General features: G+C 70.6%; 16 protein-coding genes and 1 tRNA gene. 8 read left to right on the forward strand and 9 right to left on the reverse strand.

Features of this window, described 5'->3' with window-relative positions; genetic code table 11:
- Positions 1–85: 85 nt before the first annotated feature.
- From mutY to mutM, 3 genes are all read right to left on the reverse strand, one after another.
- Positions 86–1171, reverse strand: coding sequence for an A/G-specific adenine glycosylase (gene mutY / locus EV685_RS13845; protein WP_242615588.1), 1086 nt, complete (start codon positions 1169–1171; stop codon positions 86–88).
- Positions 1168–3288, reverse strand: coding sequence for a dynamin family protein (locus EV685_RS13850; protein WP_130482623.1), 2121 nt, complete (start codon positions 3286–3288; stop codon positions 1168–1170). Before EV685_RS13850 ends, mutY begins: the two co-directional genes overlap by 4 nt.
- A gap of 117 nt (positions 3289–3405) precedes the next feature.
- The gene (gene mutM, locus EV685_RS13855) at positions 3406–4245 is read right to left on the reverse strand and encodes a bifunctional DNA-formamidopyrimidine glycosylase/DNA-(apurinic or apyrimidinic site) lyase (protein WP_130482624.1); all 840 of its coding nucleotides are present in this window, start codon (positions 4243–4245) and stop codon (positions 3406–3408) included.
- Positions 4246–4320: 75 nt separating this feature from the next.
- On the opposite strand from mutM, the gene EV685_RS13860 reads away from it, so the two are divergent.
- From EV685_RS13860 to pth, 7 genes are all read left to right on the forward strand, one after another.
- Complete coding sequence (locus tag EV685_RS13860; RefSeq protein WP_130482625.1) at positions 4321–6234, forward strand: tetratricopeptide repeat protein; 1914 nt, start codon at positions 4321–4323, stop codon at positions 6232–6234.
- Positions 6231–6773, forward strand: a complete 543-nt coding sequence (locus tag EV685_RS13865) for a lipoprotein insertase outer membrane protein LolB (RefSeq protein WP_165396802.1) — start codon at positions 6231–6233, stop codon at positions 6771–6773. The genes EV685_RS13860 and EV685_RS13865 overlap by 4 nt, the downstream gene beginning before the upstream one ends.
- 21 nt (positions 6774–6794) lie before the next feature.
- The gene (gene ispE / locus EV685_RS13870; RefSeq protein WP_130482627.1) at positions 6795–7685 is read left to right on the forward strand and encodes a 4-(cytidine 5'-diphospho)-2-C-methyl-D-erythritol kinase; all 891 of its coding nucleotides are present in this window, start codon (positions 6795–6797) and stop codon (positions 7683–7685) included.
- 44 nt (positions 7686–7729) lie between these two features.
- Positions 7730–7806, forward strand: a tRNA-Gln gene (locus tag EV685_RS13875).
- A 93-nt stretch (positions 7807–7899) separates the two neighbouring features.
- Positions 7900–8862 carry a ribose-phosphate pyrophosphokinase gene (locus EV685_RS13880; protein ID WP_130482628.1) on the forward strand — a complete coding sequence of 321 codons (963 nt, stop codon included), beginning with the start codon at positions 7900–7902 and terminating at the stop codon, positions 8860–8862.
- Positions 8863–8968: 106 nt separating this feature from the next.
- Positions 8969–9592 carry a 50S ribosomal protein L25/general stress protein Ctc gene (locus EV685_RS13885; protein WP_130482629.1) on the forward strand — a complete coding sequence of 208 codons (624 nt, stop codon included), beginning with the start codon at positions 8969–8971 and terminating at the stop codon, positions 9590–9592.
- An 83-nt stretch (positions 9593–9675) separates the two neighbouring features.
- Positions 9676–10329 carry an aminoacyl-tRNA hydrolase gene (gene pth, locus EV685_RS13890; protein ID WP_130482630.1) on the forward strand — a complete coding sequence of 218 codons (654 nt, stop codon included), beginning with the start codon at positions 9676–9678 and terminating at the stop codon, positions 10327–10329.
- Here the strand turns inward: pth and EV685_RS13895 are convergent.
- The 3 genes from EV685_RS13895 to rsmD are packed head-to-tail and all read right to left on the reverse strand — an operon-like array spanning position 10310 to position 11787.
- Positions 10310–10582, reverse strand: coding sequence for a YfhL family 4Fe-4S dicluster ferredoxin (locus tag EV685_RS13895; RefSeq protein WP_130482631.1), 273 nt, complete (start codon positions 10580–10582; stop codon positions 10310–10312). The two genes, pth and EV685_RS13895, sit on opposite strands and share 20 nt — an antisense overlap.
- A 12-nt stretch (positions 10583–10594) precedes the next feature.
- A complete protein-coding gene (gene coaD / locus EV685_RS13900) occupies positions 10595–11107 on the reverse strand; it encodes a pantetheine-phosphate adenylyltransferase (protein ID WP_207224823.1) in 513 nt (170 codons plus the stop codon).
- A 50-nt stretch (positions 11108–11157) separates the two neighbouring features.
- Positions 11158–11787: a 16S rRNA (guanine(966)-N(2))-methyltransferase RsmD gene (rsmD, locus tag EV685_RS13905; protein WP_130482633.1), complete on the reverse strand. Its 630-nt coding sequence runs from the start codon at positions 11785–11787 to the stop codon at positions 11158–11160.
- A 154-nt stretch (positions 11788–11941) separates the two neighbouring features.
- On the opposite strand from rsmD, the gene ftsY reads away from it, so the two are divergent.
- On the forward strand, positions 11942–12952 hold the full coding sequence (ftsY, locus tag EV685_RS13910; protein WP_130482634.1) for a signal recognition particle-docking protein FtsY: 1011 nt from the start codon (positions 11942–11944) through the stop codon (positions 12950–12952).
- A 50-nt stretch (positions 12953–13002) separates the two neighbouring features.
- Here the strand turns inward: ftsY and EV685_RS20800 are convergent, their stop codons facing one another.
- From EV685_RS20800 to EV685_RS13925, 3 genes are read right to left on the reverse strand one after another with little or no spacing between them, the layout of a single operon-like run.
- Positions 13003–15585 carry an XrtA/PEP-CTERM system-associated ATPase gene (locus EV685_RS20800; RefSeq protein ID WP_207224824.1) on the reverse strand — a complete coding sequence of 861 codons (2583 nt, stop codon included), beginning with the start codon at positions 15583–15585 and terminating at the stop codon, positions 13003–13005.
- 10 nt (positions 15586–15595) lie between these two features.
- Positions 15596–17206, reverse strand: a complete 1611-nt coding sequence (locus EV685_RS13920; RefSeq protein ID WP_165396803.1) for a TIGR03016 family PEP-CTERM system-associated outer membrane protein — start codon at positions 17204–17206, stop codon at positions 15596–15598.
- 4 nt (positions 17207–17210) lie between these two features.
- Positions 17211–18146, reverse strand: coding sequence for an XrtA-associated tyrosine autokinase (locus EV685_RS13925; RefSeq protein ID WP_130482636.1), 936 nt, complete (start codon positions 18144–18146; stop codon positions 17211–17213).
- Positions 18147–18162 lie beyond the last annotated feature (16 nt).

Raw genomic sequence — 18162 nt, forward strand, 5'->3', positions numbered from 1 at the left:
GGGGCGTGAGGGGGTCGTCAGGCCCGCGCCGAAGACGTCGACCGCGCGTGGCTTCGGGCCCAGCGGGTCTGCGGCCCCCGACGCCTCAGCCGACCGACAGCGCCTTCCCGATCGGCGCCGGCAGGCCCAGCGTGGCGAGCGCCGCGCGGTCGAACCAGCGGCCGGGGCCAAGCGCGGCGGACGGGTCGAGCGGGGCTTGCACGCTCACGCGCAGCGGATGCAGCAACCAGTCCAGGTGGGTCAGCACGTGCTTGAAGGACGGCAGGGCCTCGGCGCTGGCGTCGACCTCGCCGAGCAGGGCGCTCAGGGCAGCCTCGCGCCCCGAAGCGTCGTCGAACAGGGGCCAGGTCCAGAGGCCCGCCCAGATGCCGCTGTGCGCACGCTGCTGCAGCCAGACCTGCGTGGCGTCGCCCGTGCCGGCTTGCAGCCACAGGCACCAGCTCTCGCGGCGGCCGCGCTTCAGGCGTTTTTCCTTGACCGGGAAATCGGCTTGCCGGCCGCTGGCGCGGGCCGCGCAATGGACCGTCAGCGGGCAGACCCCGCACTGCGGCTTGCGCGGCGTGCAGACGGTCGCGCCGAGGTCCATCACGCCCTGGGTCCAGGCCGGCATGTCGGCGCTGTCCTCGGGCAGCAGCTGATCGGCGATGCGCCAGAGCGTGCGGGTCGGGCCGGACTGGCCGATGTCGCCGTCAAAGGCCAGCACACGCGCCAGCACCCGCTTGACGTTGCCGTCGAGGATGGCCACACGCTCGTCAAAACAGAAGCTGGCGATCGCCGCAGCGGTCGATGGCCCGATGCCGGGCAAGGTCGCCAGCACGGCGGCGCGTTGCGGGAAGCGCCCGCCGTGATCGGCCACGACGGCCTGGGCGCAGCGGTGCAGGTGGCGGGCGCGGCTGTAGTAGCCCAGCCCGCTCCATTGGCCGAGCACATCGTCCAGCGGCGCCGCAGCCAGGGCGGCGACATCGGGCCAGCGGGCCAGGAAACGCTCGTAGTAGCCGAGCACGGTCGTGACCTGGGTCTGCTGGAGCATGACCTCGGACAGCCAGACCCGGTAGGGATCGCGGGTGTGTTGCCACGGCAGGCCGTGGCGCCCCTGGGCGCGTTGCCAGCGCACCAGATCGGCGGCGATGCGCGGCAGTGGCCGGCCCGCGTCGGCCCCAGCAGGACTCAAGCCGGACGGGCCTGGACGGCGGACGGGCTGGACGACACGTCGTGGCCCGCTTCAGCCCTGTGCGTGCCGGCGAGCACCGAGCCGGCGAAGGCCTGGTCGATGCCCAGCGTAGGCACGCTCTCGGGCGCCCGGCGCAGCGGCATCGGCGGGGCGTCGCCGCTGGCGATGTCGCGTCGCGTGGCCGCCGTGCGGGCGCCGTCGAACAGCCCGTTCAGGCGGGCCTCGATGCGCGCGAGGCGGTCGTCCTGCTGTTCCAGCTCAGACAGCCGGACCTCGAGTTCGGCGGAGGCCTGCTGGATGCGTTCGAGCGATTCGCGCCGCCGCTTGAAGGCACGCCGGCGCTCGCGCAACTGGCCGTCGACCTGGGCCGAGGCGGTGCGGTTCCACAGCTCGATCTCGCTGGCCGCGCTCTCGAAGACGACACGCAGGCGCGACATCAGCATGCGCCGGAACTGCTCCAGGAAACGCGGCTGAGCCAGCCGCATCGCCTGGGTCAGGCCGAGGTACTGGATGTAGTTGCGCTCGATCAGCGCGAGGTCGTCACGGAAGCGCGTCAGGTCGGTGGTCTGGCCCAGCACGAGGCTGAAGCCGAACTCGGTGTTGAGCCGCGTGAACGAGGCTGCGAGCATGTCGCGGATGTCGTGTTCGCGCTGGTGGGTCTCGTCGAGCACGCGGCGCAGCGCGGCAAACAGCTGCGTGAAGGAACGCTTGGCGCCGAGCTTGAGCAGCGAGTCGCGGATCGAGCGGATCATCCCGTCGACATGGCCGCGCAGCGGCTCACCGGACAGCGCCACCAGCAGGTCCTTGAGCATGCGGGTGTGGACCGCGCGCATGGCCTGCAGCTGGGTCGTGCAGCTCTCGAACTCGGCGGTCTCGGCGGCCACGCGCTGCAGCATCAGGTTGATCTTGCTGCTGTTCTTGCCACGCAGGCCGCGCAGCTCGGAGATTTGTTCGACCAGGTGGCGACGCAGGTCGGTGAGGTTGCGACCGGTGCTTTGCTGGACCACCGACAGGGCTTCGAGCGTGAGCTGCTCGAACACCGCCCGGCGCTGCGGCAGCAGCTGTTGGGCCAGCGCCTGTTCGAGCGCCAGCAGGCGGCTGTCGACCAGCAAGCGGGCATTGCCTTCGACGCGGGCTTCGAGCGCCTGGCGCGCCGACAGCGGGAAGACGCGCGCGCTGGGCATCTCCAGCGTGCGCGCCACCGAGGCGCACTGGGCGGCGATCTGGGCCTCGTTTTGCTCGACGCTGGACAGCGGGTCGTGCAGCGCGTCGATCTTGTTGAGCACGACGTAGCGGGTCAGCGCCTGCGAGGACAGGTGGTCGCGCCAGATCGCCAGATCGGACTTGGTCACGCCGGTGTCTGCGCCCAGCACGAACACGACCACGTGGGCGCTGGGCAGCAGGCCCACAGTCAGCTCGGGCTCGGCGCCGATGGCGTTCAGGCCGGGGGTGTCGATGACGACCAGACCGCGCTTGAGCAGCGGGTGGGGCACGTTGATCAGGGCATGCCGCCAGAGCGGGATCTCGACCTGACCGTCGTCGGTCATCGGTGGGTTGTCTTCGGGCAGATCGTCGTTCCAGAAGCCCAGCGCCCGGGCCTCCTCGATGCTGGCGCTGCGCGTGCCCATGACGGCCTTGAGCGCGTCGGCAAAGGACTCCGGGTCCTTCACGTCGATGATGCGTTGCTCCCAGGCGCGCGGCTGGCTGCGCAGCTCCGACAGCGAGGCGCCGTCCAGCCGGGTGTCGATCGGCAACAGCGACAGGCCGGGCGGATCTTCGGGTTCCCAGCGCAACTCCACTGGGCACATGGTGGTGCGGCCCGGGGTGGCCGGCATGATGCGGCGCCCGGCGTCGGCGAAGAAGATCGCGTTGATCAGCTCGGACTTGCCGCGCGAGAACTCGGCCACGAAGGCCACGACGAGCTTCTCGCCCGCCAGCCGCTGGCGCAGCGAATCGAGCAGGTCATGCGCGGACTCGTCGAGCAGGCCGTGCTCACGCAGGTAGCGCACCAGCTCGCGCACACGCTCTTCGAGGTCGGCGCGCCACTGCCCCATCGCGTCGAGGCTGCGGACAAAGGGCTCGTGGGGGGTGTCGATGGGGATGTCGATCATGGGCATGCCGGGCCGGGGAGGGAGGTCAGCCTCGATCCATCTTAATGCACGCCCCGTGCCGCCTGGGTTCATCAGAACGCGCAGGGCGTCACGAACGGCAACCGTCCGGGACGGGCCAGCCCGCTAGCGTTTCTGACAGCTGGCGCAGAAGTAGGTGGCGCGCTGGCCCTGCACGATGCGGCGGATCGGCGCGCCGCAGCTCAGGCAGGGCAGGCCGGCCCGGTCGTAGACGCGGGCGTGGTCCTGGAAGGCGCCGCCCATGCCGTGGGCATCGTGGAAGTCGCGCAGCGTCGAGCCGCCGGTGGCCACGGCCTGGCGCAGCACGCGCTGGATCGCGTCGACCAGGCGTTCGCAGCGCTTCGGACCGATGCGCGAGGCCGGCGTGCGCGGGTCGATGCCGGCGCCGAACAGGGCCTCGGAACAATAGATGTTGCCAACGCCCACGACCACGTCGCCCGCCAGCAGGGCCTGCTTGATGGCCACGCGGCGACCGCGCAGGCCCTCGTGCAGCACCGAGGCGCTGAAGCCGGCTTCGAGCGGCTCGACGCCGAGCTTGTCCAGCAAGGCACGCGCGGGCGGCAGGTCCGGCGCGGCAGACCAGACCACCGCGCCGAAGCGGCGCGGGTCGGTCAGGCGCAGCACGCCGCGGTCGGTCTGCAGCTCGACATGGTCATGCGGCCCGGGCGGCGGCAAGCAGGTCTCGAAGCGCAGCGCACCGGACATGCCCAGGTGCCACAGCAGGCCACCGGACACGGCCGCGTCGGGCGCATCGGCCGACAGCGGCATCCACAGGTATTTGCCACGCCGCACCAGCCGGCCGATGCGCAGACCGGCGAAGCTGGCCGGGTCGCGGCCCAAGGGCCAGCGCAGCGGTTTGCCCAGCCGCATCGACCGGATCGTGGCCTGATCGAGCCGATCGACCAGGCTCAGGCGCGTGACTTCAACTTCAGGCAGCTCAGGCATGACGGGATTATCGAATCGCGGCCTGGCCCGTCGGAGGCCCCCACCTAGAATGATTCGATGCCTGGAGCCCGACCGATGCGCGACCTGCCCCGCCCCGCCACCCACGCCCTGAACGGTGCCCGGTCACGCTCGAAGACGCCGATGTGGCGCGTGCGCTGGCACGCCGCGGCGATCGTGGCGCTGCTCGGCGCGAACGCGCCCGCACAAGCCTTGACGGCGCCCGAACCCGGCCCTGCGCTGGCCCAGGCCGCGAAGGCCGCGTCCACCGCCGGATCAACGCGCCGGCCGGGCAACTCGACCCTTGATGCACAAACCTTCTACCAGCTGCTGGTCGCCGAGCTGGAGCTGCGCAACGGCGAGCCGGCCATTGCCCATCAGGTCCTGCTGGACGCGGCCCGCCGCACCCGCGACGAGGCCTTGTTCAAGCGCAGCATCGACATCGCCATTGAGAACCGCGCCGCCGAGCAGGCACTGGCCGGCCTGAAGGCCTGGCGCCTGAGCCTGCCCAAGTCCCACAACGCCGCCGCGATGCAGGCCCAGGTGCTGATGGCGCTCGGGCAGGTGCAAGACGCGCTCGAACCGATGCGCGCGACCATCGAGCTGGCACCGGTGGCCGACCGGCCGGGCGTGATCGAGGCCCTGTCCGGCCTGGTGATGCGCGGCGAACAGGCCGCCGCCGCAGCGGCCGTGCTCGACAAGGCGGTCGAGCCCTGGAAGGAAGGCAGCCTGACACGCAACGCCGCGCTGCTGGCCGCCGCACGCGGCTGGCTGGCAGCGGGCGAGACACGCCGGCCGCTGGACCTCGCCCAGCAGGTCCAGCAGGTCGATCCGGGCAGCGACGGCGCCGCGCTGATCGGCCTGGAGCTGTTCGGCAAGGACCCCCGCGCCGAGGCACTGGCCGAGACCTACAACCGGGCGCCCAAGGCCAGCGCGCCGATCCGCCTGATCTACGCCCGCCGGCTGACCGCCGCGCAGCGTTACCGCGAGGCCCTTGCCGTCACGACCGACCTGGTCACCTACCAGCCCGACCACGCGCCGGCCTGGCTGATGCGTGGCGCCTTGCAGATCGAGCTGGCCGAGATGGAGGCGGCGCGGACATCGCTGACGCGCTACCTGGATCTGAAGGAGACCGGCAAGCCCGTCGCCAAGGCTGACGGCGATGGCGATGAACAGGCCAACGACAGCGACGAGGCGGCCGAGGCCCACGCCGCCGCCGATGACCAGGAGCGCAACCAGGCCATCCTGATGCTGTCGCAGGTCAGCGAGCAGCTCAAGGACTACGAAGGCGCCCAGCGCTGGCTGGAACGCCTGAGCGGCACGGGCGATGCGTCCGGCGTGATCCTGCGGCGCGCCTCGCTGCTGGCGCGCACCGGCAAGCTCGATGAAGGCCGCGCGCTGATCCGCACCCTGCCCGAGCGCAATGCCGAGGACCGCCGCGCCAAGGTCATGGGCGAGACCCAGCTGCTGCGTGATGCACGCCAGTGGCAGGCCGCCTACGAGCTGCTGACCCGCGCCAACCAGGCTCAGCCCGACGATCCCGACCTGCTCTACGAGCAAGCCCTGCTGGCCGAGAAGCTGCTGCGCCACGACGAGATGGAGCGGCTGCTGCGCCGGGTCATCGAGGTCAAGCCCGACCAGCAACACGCCTACAACGCGCTGGGCTACAGCCTTGCCGATCGTGGCCTGCGGCTGGAGGAGGCCCGCGCGCTGATCCAGAAGGCGCTCGAACTGGCCCCAGGCGACCCGTTCATCGGCGACAGCCTGGGCTGGGTCGAGTTCAGGCTCGGCCGACGCGAAGAGGCCCTGCGCATCCTGCAGGGCGTCTACCAGCAGCGTCCGGACGTCGAGATCGGCGCCCACCTCGGCGAGGTGCTGTGGTCGCTGGGCCGGCAGGACGAGGCGCTGCAGATCTGGCGCGCCGGTCAGCAGCGCGACGCCAGCAACGACGTGCTGGCCGAGACGCTGACGCGCCTCAAGGTCCGCCTGTGAGGCTGACGCGCCCGCGCAGGGCCGGTCCGGCCTTGCTGCTGGCCGTGTCAACGCTGCTCGCAGCCTGCCAGAACCTCGCGCCCGTCGTCCGGCCCGAAGGCGCCAGCCACAGCGGCCGCCTGGCCGTGCAGGTCGATGGTGATGCCGCGCGCTCGTTCAGTGCCAGCTTCGAGCTGCACGGTCGGCCGGAAGCTGGCTGGATGGCGCTGGCCAACCCGCTGGGCGCGCAGATCGGCGTGGCCGAATGGTCGCCCGCACAGGCGGTGCGGCTGCGCACGCCCGACGAGACCCGCCGCTATGCCAGCCTGGAGGACATGGCCGAGGAGCTGACCGGTCAGAGCCTGCCGATCGCCGCGCTGTTCGACTGGCTCGAAGGCCGTCCGTGGCCGGCCCGCACCCATCAGGCCGGCGGCGCCGACGGCTTCGAGCAACTCGGCTGGGACGTGCGCACCGACCGCATCGCCGATGGCCTGCTGGTGGCGGTGCGCGCACAACCCTTGCCGCGCGTGACCGTGCGCGCCAAGCTTGACGGTCGCTGAGAGCCCCGCACGCCCAAGGCCATGATCGACGCGCTGCACGACCTGCCGGCTCCGGCCAAGCTCAACCTCTTTCTGCACGTCACCGGCCGACGCGCCGACGGCTATCACCTGCTGCAGTCGGTCTTCTGCCTGATCGACTGGTGCGACACGCTGGACCTGCTGCGGCGCGACGACGGCGTCATCTCGCGGGTCGACCTCGGTCCCGCGCTGCCAGATGACGACCTGTGCACCCGGGCCGCCCGCGCGCTGCAAGCGGCCTCGGGCACGCGTCAGGGCGTCGAGATCCGCATCGACAAGCAGGTGCCCTGGGGCGCCGGCCTGGGCGGCGGCAGCTCGGACGCGGCCACCGTGCTGATCGGCCTGAACCGGCTGTGGGGCTTGGGCTGGTCGCGCGCCCGTCTGGCCGCGCTGGGCCTGACGCTGGGCGCAGACGTGCCCTTCTTCATCGGCGGCAGCAACGCCTGGGTCGAAGGCATCGGCGAGCAGCTCACCCCGATCGACCTGCCGGCGCACGGCTTCGGACTCGTCAAGCCGCCCGTGGCCATCCCCACGGCCGCGATTTTTGGCAGCCCCCTCTTGTCACGGTCCACACCGCCCGCTATAGTGGCGGACTTTCTTGCAGACACCCTGGCGTTTGGCAGAAACGACTTGCAGCCGTGTGCCGAGGTATACAGCGAACAGGTTGGACAAGCCGCCAGATTGCTGGAGCGCCATGTGGGCACAAGCCGCATGAGTGGATCAGGCAGCACGGTGTTTGCAGGACAACGAACAGAGTGCGCGGGGCTGGTCCCCGGCGCCATCGGCGAACCGACAGGTTGGCGGCGGGTTCTGGCGACCCTGCCCGATGACTGGATCGCCCGGTGGTGTCGCAGTCTGCCGGACCATCCGCTGCGCGGCTGGCTCGACGACTGAGGCGCCAGACAGTTCAAGGTCTGCTCGTCAGAGTGGTCCTGTGTAGGGGAGTCGCCAAGTTGGTCAAGGCATCGGATTTTGATTCCGACATGCGAGGGTTCGAGTCCTTCCTCCCCTGCCAAACCATGCATCAGGCGCCCGTCGGTCTCCGGCGAGGCGCCTGTTTCTTGATGTCGCCACATCACGCGGCTTCGCCCGCTCCGGGATCACGCGCATGCTCGCCGACACCGTCCTCTTCACCGGCAACGCCAACCCGACGCTCGCGCAGGAGATCGCCAACGATCTGCGCATCGAACTGGGCAAGGCGTCGGTCGGTCGCTTCTCCGATGGCGAAGTCACCATCGAGATCCAGCAGAACGTGCGCGCCCGCGACGTCTTCGTGGTCCAGCCCACCTGCGCGCCGACCAACGAGAACCTGATGGAGTTGCTGCTGATGGTCGACGCGCTCAAGCGTGCCTCGGCCCGGCGCATCACGGCGGTGATCCCCTACTTCGGCTACGCCCGCCAGGACCGCCGCCCACGTTCGACCCGCGTGCCGATCAGCGCCAAGGTCGTTGCCAACATGCTGGAAGCCGCCGGCGTCAACAGGGTCCTGACGATGGACCTGCACGCCGACCAGATCCAGGGCTTCTTCGACATCCCGGTCGACAACATCTACGCCTCGCCGGTGCTGCTGTCTGACCTCCAGGGCAAGCGCTACGAGGACCTCGTGGTCGTCTCGCCGGACGTCGGCGGCGTGGTGCGTGCCCGCGCGCTGGCCAAGCAGCTGGGCTGCGACCTGGCGATCATCGACAAGCGCCGCCCGAAGGCCAACGTCTCCGAAGTGATGCACGTCATCGGCGAGATCGACAAGCGCAACTGCGTGATCATGGACGACATGATCGACACCGCTGGCACGCTCGTGAAGGCGGCCGAGGTGCTCAAGGAGCGCGGCGCCAAGAGCGTGTTCGCCTACTGCACCCACCCGGTGTTCTCGGGCCCGGCGCTGGAGCGCATCGGCAAGTCGCACCTCGACGAGGTCGTGATCACCAACACCATCCCGCTGCACGGCGACGCCAAGGCCACGCCCAAGGTGCGCCAGCTGTCGGTGGCCTTCCTGTTCGCCGAGACCATCCGGCGCATCTCGGACGGCGAGTCGGTGACCTCGCTGTTCTCCGAGCAGAACAACAACTTCTGATCCCTTTTTCGAGGCCGCGTCCAGCCTGGACGCGACCTGTTCCGGCGGAGCTTCCGCCAACCTCGGACGCCTGGTCGCGGGCGCCCTTCCAAGTCTGGAGAAAACCATGAAATTCGTCGCTTACGCGCGTGAACTGCAGGGGACCGGAGCGAGCCGCCGCCTGCGCGTGTCGGGCAAGGTTCCGGGCATCGTCTACGGTGCTGGCCAACCCGCCTCGATCGAGCTGGACCACAACGCGCTGTTCCATGCGCTGAAGAAGGAAGCCTTCCATTCCTCCGTGCTGGAGATGGACCTGGCCGGCAAGTCCGAGAAGGTCGTGCTGCGCGACGTGCAGATGCACGCCTTCAAGCCGCTGGTCCTGCACGTGGACTTCCAGCGCGTGGACTCGACCACCCGCATCCACAAGAAGGTGCCGCTGCACTTCGTCAACGAAGCCGAGTCGCAGGCCGTCAAGTTCGACAAGTGCCTGATCACCCACGTGATCGCCAGCGTCGAGATCGAGTGCCTGGCCGAGAAGCTGCCCGAGTTCCTGACCGTCGACCTGGGCGGCCTGGCCAAGGGCCAGTCGCTGCACATCGACGACATCAAGCTCGATGAAGGCGTCAAGATCATCACCCACGGCAAGAAGAACCCGGTCGTCGCGACCGTGGTGCCGATCGTCGAGGAAGAGATCGTTGTCGCCGCCGCGCCCGCGCCCGCCAAGGGCAAGGCCGCCAAGGGCAAGAAGTAAGCTGCGGACTGGTCGCCCCGTGCGGCCTGCCCGAACAACCCCGCTGCGGCGGGGTTTCGTCTTTCTGGACTGGACCCTTCGCCATGATTCGACTCTTTGTCGGCCTGGGCAATCCCGGCCCTGAGTACGAGGCCACGCGCCACAACGCCGGTTTCTGGTGGATCGACGCGCTGGCGCGGCGCTGGAACTGCCACCTGCAACCGGACCGGGCCTACCACGGCCTGATCGCCCGCACGCTGGTCGGCGGTCAGGCGGTCTGGCTGCTGCAGCCGATGACCTACATGAACCTGTCGGGCAAGTCGGTCGCGGCACTGGCGCGCTTCTTCAAGGTCGAGCCAGCCGAGATCCTGGTCGTGCACGACGAGTTGGACCTGCTGCCCGGCCAGATGAAGCTCAAGCAGGGCGGCGGCGCGGCGGGCCACAACGGCCTGAAGGACATCCAGGCCCAGCTCGGCTCGCCCGACACCTGGCGGCTGCGGCTGGGCATCGGCCACCCGGGCGTTCGTTCGGAGGTCGCGGCCTTCGTGCTGCGCAAGCCGCTGGCGGCCGAACGAGAGGCCATCGAGGGCTGCATCGCCAAGTCCATGGACCACGTCGAGCTGATGCAGCGCGGCGAGCTGATCGCCGCCCAGCAGAAGCTGCACGCCCAGCCGCCGCGGCCCAAGCCGCCCAAACCGCCCAAGACACCGAATGCGCCCGCAGACGGCGATCAGGCCGTCAAGCCGGAGGCACCGTGAGCCGCGCCTCGGCCTGCAGCCGCTCGTACTTGCGTTGCAGCTGGGCCGGGGTCTCGACGTGTTCGGGATGGATCGGGATGCATTCGACCGGGCAGACCTGCACACACTGCGGCTCTCCGAAGTGGCCGACACATTCGGTGCAGCGGTCAGGGTCGATGACGTAGTAGTCGTCGCCCATCGAGATCGCCTGGTTGGGGCACTCGGGTTCGCAGACGTCGCAGTTGATGCACTCCGACGTGATCATCAGGGCCATGGTGGCTGTTCCTCAGCCGCCCGCCGCCCGGGCGGCGACGCGGCGCTTGAGCCGTTCGAGCACCGACGGTGCCACGAACTTGGAGACATCACCGCCCAGCACGGCAATCTCGCGCACGAAGGTGCCGCTGATGAACTGGTACTGGTCGCTGGGCGTGAGGAACAGGGTCTCGACCTCGGGCATGAGCTGGCGGTTCATGCCGGCCATCTGGAACTCGTATTCGAAGTCGCTGACCGCGCGCAGACCGCGCACCACGACCTTGCCGCCGTGCTGGACCACGAAGTCGCGCAGCAGGCCGCGGAAGGCCACGACCTCGACGTTCGGATGGCTGGCGGCCAGTTCCTGCGCGATCTCCAGACGCTCCTCGACGCTGAACATCGTGTTCTTGTGGTGCCCCGCCGCGACCGCGACGATCAGGCGGCTGAACAGCCGGCTGGCGCGCCGCATCAGGTCCTGGTGACCCAGCGTCATCGGGTCGAAGGTGCCTGGGTAGATGGCCGTGAGTTGGTGGGTCACCGGGGTCAAGTCAGGCTCCTCGCGCGCACGGCGCCGCTCGGGTTACAGGGGCGTGCAGTTTACCGGGGCACTTCCTGGGCAACGCCCGGCGCCAGCGGCGTCAGCAGGTGGAAGTGCACCAGGCCCGCGCGACCGTGGCGGTGCAGCCTCAGGCCGACGGCGGCGGCCTGTGTCTCGTCCAGCGGCTGGCCTGATTCGAGGTAGATCCAGCCGTCGTCGCGGATGACGCGGCGCGCGGCCTGCAGGGCCGGGCCGTCCAGGCCGAGGCCAAAGGGCGGATCGAGCAGCACCAGGTCCCAGGCCTGCGCCGGCTGGCCGCGCAGCCAGGCCTGTGCATCGGCACGCACGACCTGCACCCGATCGGTCGCTCCGAGGCGCTGCGAGGCAGCCAGCAGCGTGTGCACCAGCATGGCGTCGTGCTCGATCAGCACGACCCGCGCCGCGCCGCGCGAAGCGGCCTCGAAGCCCAGTGCGCCGCTGCCCGCATAGGCGTCGACCACCTGCCAGCCCGCCAGGTCCTGCCCGAGCCAGTTGAACAGGGTCTCGCGGACCCGGTCGGGCGTCGGGCGCAGGCCGGGGCGGTCGGGCACGGCGAGCTTGCTGCGCTTCCACTGGCCGCCGATCAGCCGGACCTCGCCAGCTGGACGTGCAGAGGGGGACAAACGCGGGGAACGGGGGGACGTGGTCATCGCGGGATTGTAGGAAGCGGCTCTGCAAGGGCCCGGGCGGGCAACGGCGCGGCGCCGGGGCTGCCTACAATTTCAGGCTTCCCATCCAACCACGTGACCGGACCGGCGGGCCTCCCCGCACCACGACGGATTCGTCGCGGTCCCGCGCCCGACCATGTTCAGCTTCCTGCGCCGCAAGGCGACCCCGGCGCCCGCCCCTGCGGTCACGCCCGCACCGTCCACACCCGCCACGCCGACCGCCCCCGGCGGCTGGCTGGACCGCCTCAAGGCCGGCCTGCGCCGCACCGGCTCGTCGATCGCCCAGGTCTTCACCGGCACGCAGATCGACGAGGCGCTCTACGAGGACCTCGAAGCCGCGTTGCTGATGGCCGATGCCGGCGTCGGCGCCACCCAGCACTTGCTGGGTGAACTGAAGCGCCGCGTCAAGGAAACCAAGGCCACCGACCCGCAGGCCGTCAAGGCGCTGCTGGTCGAGGTGCTGACCGAGCTGCTGCAGCCGCTGGAGGCCACGCTGAAGGTCGACGCCCACCAGCCCACCGTGATGATGGTGGCGGGCGTCAACGGCGCCGGCAAGACGACCACCATCGGCAAGCTGACCCGCCACCTGGCCGAGGCGCAGTGCAAGGTGCTGCTGGCGGCGGCCGACACCTTCCGCGCAGCCGCGCGCGAGCAGCTGTCGGTCTGGGCCGACCGCAACCAGGTGGAGATCGTCAGCCAGGAAGGTGGCGACCCGGCCGCCGTCTGCTTCGACGCGGTCAAGGCTGGCCAGGCACGCGGCTGCGACGTCGTGATCGCCGACACCGCCGGGCGGCTGGCCACGCAGACCCACCTGATGGAAGAGCTGCGCAAGATCCACCGCACGCTGGGCCGGGCGATGGACGGCGCGCCGCACGAGGTCGTGCTGGTGGTGGACGGCAACACCGGCCAGAACGCGCTGGCACAGGTCAAGGCCTTCGACGCGATGCTGGGTCTGACCGGCCTGGTCGTGACCAAGCTCGACGGCACCGCCAAGGGCGGCGTGCTGGCCGCGATTGCGCTGTGGGGCCGCGAACGAGCGGCCCAAGGCAAGGGCGGCGTGCCGGTCTACTTCATCGGCGTTGGCGAGGGTCTGGCCGACCTGCAGCCCTTCGACGCCCGCGAGTTCGCACAGGCGCTGCTGGACTGAGGTCGCCCTGGCGGGAGCTGAGCCGCTCCGCCGCTCAACCTTTCAACCTTTCAGGCGGTCGCCGCAGCCGCTGCGGCCGTCGCAGCGGCCACGGTCTCGCGCAGCGAGGCCGCCGCCTGGGCCTCGGTGGCCCGGCGCACCCGCCAGGCGCGCAAGCGCGTCAGCACGGCCTCGACCGCACCGCCCTGCCCTTCGGGCAGTTCGCGCTGCAGGTCCTGCCCGGTGGGCGCCGGCTGGGCGCTGAGCCAGACCGCCAGCGTCTCGCGCTGATCGGCCACATGGCGCACGCCCGGACTGCCGGACTCGCGCACCAGCGGCAGCTCGACGTAGGCGCCGTCCTGCCAGGCGAGCGCGGGCACGCCGAGCAGCTCGGCCGCGTCGGCCATCACCTGGCCGGCGTCAACCGCTGCCCAGCGGGCCCCTCGCAGCATGCTCATCTGGTCGGGCAAGGAGTCGACCTCGCGGCACAGCACGCGGGCCTGGGCGATGCGGTCGCGCTCGGCCTCGGCCCGCGGGCCATCGCCTTCGACCAGCACGACGCGGGTGGCGAGGTCGGCGTGTTCGGCCAGGCGCATGCGCAAGGCCTGGATGCCGGCGCGGTCCATCAGCCAGACGATCTTGTCGGTCTGCGGCAAGGCCAGCAGCCGGGTCACGGTGGCGACAACGGCATGGCTGTCGTTGACGTCGAAATGGTGGGTCGCCAGGCCATAGGGCATCTCGGCGCCGAACTGGCCGGACCAGCCCGGATCCAGGTCGTAGGGCAGGCCCAGGCGCATCAGCGCGCCACGCAGGCTGCTGACTTCGGACCAGACGGCAGCCAGGGCATCCACGCGCAGCTGGCCGGGAATGCTGACCACCCGCTCGGCATCGATGCCCAGCCGGCGCAGCGCCCGCAGCGGCGCCGGGCGGGCCGGCGCGAGCAGCAGTTCCGACAGCGGATCGAGCAAGGCCGGTCGCGCCGACAGGCCCAGTCCGGCTTCGAGCCGCACCAGCGGCAAGCCGCGCCGGTGCGCGCACAGCGCCAGCGTCTGCAGCGCTTCGCTCTCGCCCAGCAGCAGCACGGCGGCGGGCTGGAGTTCGTCGATCACCCGGCCCATGCGTTCGAAGGCCAGCGGCAGCACACGCTCGAAGGCCGCATCGGCCGGCAGACCCAGGTGCAGCGCCTCGTCGGGCGAGGGCAGCAGCCGCTCCATCTGTTCCCAGGGCCAGATCCGGGCGCGGGCGCCGGGGTTGACCAGCACGACACGCGGCGCGTCGGCCTGCGTCGCCAGACCCTTGACCAGCGCGGCCAGCTTGAGGGCACCGCTTTCGGTGTCGACCAGACACAGCAGCACCTCGCCGCGACGGCGGGCGCCCATCTTCTCGGTGCGTTCGACCGCCGCAGCGGCCAGCGGCAGATCGGCGGGCGTGGCCGACAGCACCCGGCCGGCGATCGCGTCGAGGTCCAGCGCCGCGTCGTCCCGAACCTGGGCCTCGATCGCCTCCAGGTGGCGGGCCGAGGCCGCCAGCAAGGCATCGACGTCGTCGAGCAGTTCCTCGCTCGGCGGCTCGGGCAAGCTCGCGTCGAGCGTGTCCAGGTCGACCAGCGGATCGGCTTCGGTAGCCGATTCAGCAAGCGGTTCGGCACCCGGTTCGGCGATCGGTTCGGCAACCGGCTTGTCGATCGGTTCGGCCGACACGGCAGGCGCCTCGACCGCGACGGGGGCCGGCACCGGGGCCGGTGCAGCCGCTGCGGCCGCTTCGGCCGCTTCGGCCTCCTCGCGGGCGGCCAACGCGCCCAGGCTGCGCGCCGGCACGGCAACGGGGGTGAAGTCGTTCTCGCCGATCTCCTGGCGCAGTTCCTCGGCGGTGCGCTCGACCAGCGCGCCGTCGATGTGGTCGCGGCCGTCCAGGAAGGCCGCCAGCAGCACGCGGTTGCACAGGCGGTTCAGGCGCCGCGGCACGCCGCCGGTCCAGCGGTAGAGGCTGTCGAAGGCCTCGGGCGAGAAGGTTGGCCGGTCGGTCCAGCCAACATGCTTCAGGCGGTGTTCGACATAGCCCTGGGTCTCCTCGAAGCCCAACGGGCCGAGGTGGTAGGAGGCGGTGACGCGCTGGCGCAGCTGCTCCATCGAGGGCGATTCGAGGATGCGGCGCAGCTCCGGCTGGCCGACCAGGAAGCTCTGCAGCAGCGCCTTGTTGCCGAGCTGGAAGTTCGACAGCATGCGCAGTTCCTCGACCGCGCGCGGGTCCAGGTTCTGGGCCTCGTCGACGATCAGCAGCGCATGCCGGCCCTGCGCGGCCAGTGCCGTCAGGAAGGCTTCCAGCGTGGCGATCAGGTGAGGCTTGGAGGTCCCGCTGGCGGGGATGCCGAAGGCCGTGATGATGGCCTGCAGCAGTTCGCCCGATTCCAGCTGCGTGCTGACGATTTGGGCCGGCAGCACCTTCTGGCGGTCCAGGCCTTCGAGCAGCATGCGCAGCAGCGTCGTCTTGCCCGCGCCGATCTCGCCGGTGATGACGATGAAGCCCTCGGACTGCGTGACGCCGTACTGCAGGTAGGCCAGCGCCCGGCCGTGGCCGCGGCTGTTGAAGTAGAAGGCCGGGTCGGGATTGAGCTGGAAGGGCTGGCCGTGGAAGCCGAAATGGGACTCGTACATCGAGGCTCCGTCAGAAGCGGTGCAGCAGGCCGAAGGACAGCGAGGACTGGTTGGCGTCGGCCAGCACGGTCGAATCGATCCAGAGCCGGTTGAGCGACGCCGTGGCCGTGGTGCGCGGCGAGAAGGCCTGGCTCAGGCCGAGCCGGACGCTGTTGCTGCGCGTGCGGGTGGCGGCGTTGGGACCGAAGCCCACCACGCGGGTGCGGCCGAACGTGAGGTCGGCGGTGGTTTCCGGTCGCAGCCGGCGGTTCAGGCCCAGCGAGGTGCCGTACTGGCGCGCGTCGCTGGAGATCAGCGGCGGCAGGTCGTTGCCGATCAGGTCCTCGGTGCGGTTGTAGAAGCCGCGCAGCGTGACGGTGTGGCGCACGCCCAGCAGCGCCAGCGACAGGTTGGCGCTCTTTTGCAGCTGCGCGGTGGCCGAGAACAGGTTCAGCGCGCTGCCCAGCGTGGTCGGCAGGTTGCGCTGCGCGATCAGCTGCTGGACGGCGGCGGCGCGTTCGGCCGGGTTGGCGATGCGCGTGCTGAGCATGGCGTCGAACAGCGCCGTCAGGTCGGCACCGGCCGGCAAGGTGGCGACCTGGGCGGCATAGGTGGTGGCCTGCTGGCTGAGTCCGGCGCCGATGCCCAGGAAGGGCGAGCGGTGCGCGAAGTTGACATTCCAGCCGGTGCCGAAGAAGCGCTTCTCGGCCTGCAGGTCCAGCCGCGTGCGTTCGGTTGGCGTCCAAATCAGGCCGCCGCCGCGCAAGGTCTCGCGCACGTCGTTGCTGCCGTAGCGGCCGTGGTCGGTGCCGCCGGTGGCGATCAGCACCAGCTGAGCCGGCAAGACCGCGTAGAGCAGCGAGGCGCGTGCGTTGGTGAAGGTGACGTCCGAGCTGTTCGAGCCGGAGAAGGTCGACGCCTGGCGCTGGCCCTGCAGGCGCAGGCCGAAGGGTTGCGGCCGCAGCTCGTACAGGCCCGTCTGTTCGGACAGGCGGGCATCGCCCAGCGTCGAGATGCCGGCCTCGTTCTGGACCCAGCTGTGATCGGTGCGCAGCTGCAGGCGCGCATCGGGCCCGACCTCGCGGTCGATGTAGGGGCTGATGCGCTCGCGGGTGGTCGTGCTGCGGGTGAAGACCGTCTGCGCCGGTGCATCGAGCAGGCCGAAGGGATTGGGCGTGCTGGTGTCCGCGCTCAGGCTGCCGTCGACGAACAGCAGCCGCTCCAGCAGCTGCACGGTGGCGTCGGTGCGGGCATTCGGGAAGATCCGGTCGGCGCGGCTGCGGCCGACGTAGGCGACCAGGTCAGCGGCCAGCGCCGCATCCAGCCGCAGGCCGGGCGTGTTGATGCGGGCATCGAGCCGGGGCGTCGCCACGACGACGCTGTCGGCGCGGGCGGTGTCCGAGCCGGTCAGCGAGATGTTGTTGGTGGTCGTGCTGCGCACCTGCAGCGCCGGCCGCACGGCATAGGCCTGCGACACGCCGGGCGGCGGGGCCGCGTCGACGAGCTGCGAAGGATCGAGGGGCTGACCGTTCGGGCCGGTGCGGACCTCGGCAGGCCGGGCCATGCCCTGGGCGACGACCTGACCGGGGCCGGCCATGCACAGGGCGCCCAGCAGGAACGCCAGCCACGGCGTGCGGTGCATGCGCTCAGGAGGCGTAGTAGTAGCCATAGGCATTGCCGGTCCCTCTGCTGTGGCATTTGTTGAGCACCGACAGCACGACCGGGCATTCGGCCACGGCGGCATAGGCCTGCGTCACCTGCGCATGGGTGGTCTTCTCGGCCTCCACCACCATCACGACCTGGCCCATGTGGGTGGCCAGCACGCGCGATTCGGTGGTCGGGATCAGCGGCGGGGCATCGAAGACGATGATGCGGTCGGCGTACTTCGCGGCCAGCTCGTCGAGCAGCTCATCCATCCCCGTGCTGGCCAGCAGCTCGGTCGAGTTCTTGTTGGCGGTGCCGGCGGGCAGCAGGCTGAGCTTGTCGATGTTGGTGCGCAGCAGCACGTCGCCCAGCGACAGGTCCTTGTTCTTGAGCACGTCCAGCAGACCCGGCGCCGGCTCGACGCCCAGGCGTCCCAGCACGGACGGCCGCAGCACGTCGGCATCGACCAGCAGCACGTGGTGGTCGACCTCCATGGCGATGCTCATCGCCAGATTGATCGCAAAGAAGGTCTTGCCCTCGGCGGGCAGCGCGCTGGCCACCTGGATCAGGTTGGGCCGGGCGATCTGCTGGCCGCTGTCGCCGCGGGCATTGGCCAGCAGCGGGCGCTTGACGATGCGCATCTGCTCGGCGAGTTGCGAGCGGGCCTGCGAGGGCACCAGATAGCCCTCGCGTTCCAGCCGGGTGACGTCGATGCGGACCTCGCGCGAGCGCCGTGGCGCTTCAACCGGCGCAGGCGCCACCGGCATGGCCACGGCCGCCGCCACCGCCGCCCGCACGTCGGGACGGATCGGCGTGGCCGCCGCCGCGCCCTGCACGGGCGCTGGCGCGCTGGCCGGCGGCATCGGCATGTTCGGCACCTCGATGCCGGCGCGTCGGAGTTCTTCGAGCCGCTTGGCGGCCTGTTCGATGATGCTCATCGCATGCGTCCTTGGG

Origin of the sequence: Sphaerotilus mobilis, assembly GCF_004216565.1 — a bacterium.
In the GTDB taxonomy this organism is placed as follows: domain Bacteria; phylum Pseudomonadota; class Gammaproteobacteria; order Burkholderiales; family Burkholderiaceae_C; genus Sphaerotilus; species Sphaerotilus mobilis.